Origin of the sequence: Ruminococcus sp. 210702-SL.1.03 (genome assembly GCF_020559915.1) — a bacterium.
GTDB lineage: Bacteria > Bacillota > Clostridia > Oscillospirales > Ruminococcaceae > YE71.
Map to the genome: position 1 here is coordinate 1 of NZ_JAJCLZ010000077.1, position 1,693 is coordinate 1,693.

Annotated in this window: 1 protein-coding gene; it reads left to right on the forward strand. The window is 38.9% G+C overall.

Going from position 1 to position 1,693, the window contains the following annotated elements:
* Positions 1 to 1,643, forward strand: a 1,643-nt coding sequence (locus tag LI114_RS13375; protein WP_227221079.1) for a vWA domain-containing protein, incomplete at its 5' end; no start/stop codon positions are given.
* Positions 1,644 to 1,693: the final 50 nt, after the last annotated feature.

The following is a 1,693-nucleotide window of genomic DNA, read 5'->3' on the forward strand; positions in this document are numbered from 1 at the left end:
TGAAAGGCGGAGAAGAAGTGAATGATTATCACACCGACCCGTTGAATCCGGATACCGACAAGGACGGCGTAAATGACGGAGACGAAATTGTTCTCGGGCTTGATCCGTTAAAGCCTGATACAGATGATAATGGAGTGCTTGACTGTGATGAGTATTTCGAGCAGACTGTTGATCAAAGCAGATTTGATAGCGATTTGTTTGAAGATAATCTTGCAGTGCCATCGTTACTTACAGTTTCGGCAAAGGGAAATGTAAACAGCAATATTGATATTTCCGAGTATACAGGTCATTTAAAAGGCGAAGAAAGAGTATATGTAGGCAAGGTCATTGAAATTACAAAATCCGAAATTAACAGTGGAAATCTTTCTTTTACTTTGAGCGAGGATTACACAGTAAAAAATTATGAATTAGCAGGCGAATTGACAAACGGACTCCTTATCTGCTATAATGACGGAGAAAATACAACTCCGTTGGCTACAACTTACGATGAAGAAACAAGAACATTAAGCGCTGATATTTCAGCAGAAGGCATTTATTTTGTCCTTGATGTTATTAGTTGGCTTGAATCACTTGGTCTTGATATTCCTTCAGAAACATCTGTAGAGGCTCAGCCGTCAATTCAGACTTTTGCTGCAAGAGCCGTATCCGACGCTGCGGCAAGCATTGCAACAGTTCAGATCAAAGGTCAGGTAGACATTGTGTTTGTAATTGACACAACCGGTTCAATGAGCGGATATATTAACAATGTAAAGAATAACATTACTGCGTTTGTAAATGAAATCGAATCTGCAGGAATTACTCCATCTTTTGCACTTGTTGATTACAGAGATATTACCTGTGACGGTGAAAATTCAACCAATACAAAGAAAAATCCCGATGGAGATAACTGGTTCAAAAATGCGGATGACTTCAAAGCTGAAATTGCAAAATTGACTGTTGACGGCGGCGGAGATACTCCTGAAACGGCAATAGACGCATTAGAAATGGCTCGTCAGCTCAATTTAAGAACGTCATCACAAAAATTCTTTGTTCTTGTAACAGACGCAGGATACAAGATTGACAACAATTATGGAATCAAATCAATGAGTGAAATGATCGATTTACTTGTTGATGATGATATTAATGTATCTGTCGTTTCAAATTCAAGTTATCAGTCTACATACAAATCTCTTTATGAAAGTACCGGAGGCATATTTGCAAATGTTGGCGGCAATTTTAAGGATGAGCTGCTTTCAATTGCAGATATGATCAACGAGGAAACCAACAGCGGATGCTGGGTCGCTCTTAACGGACTCATTCCGCAAATTGTTAAGCTTGATGAAAGACCAGTTTGGAACGGAACAGCTGATACTGATAAGGATTCTCTGCTTGACAGAGAGGAACTTAAGAGTGTTTGGCCTACTAAATATATTGATGTTTCACCGTTTCTTTACCTTCTAGGACTCCCTTGGGATTATGAATATCCCTCTGTTCTGGCTTATGATTATTATAGTAATCCGACTAAAGAGGATACGGATAAGGATGGTATCTATGATGAAGTGGATAATGAACCACGTGTCAAGGGTTACTATGATGAAGAAGTAGAAGATATCGTCATAGGTGAACTGACAATAGTTTCTTGTAGCAACCCTCTTACTGGATGATTTTGTCAATAAAACTTGACACATTGACCGCAAGGATTTGAAGTTAAGCA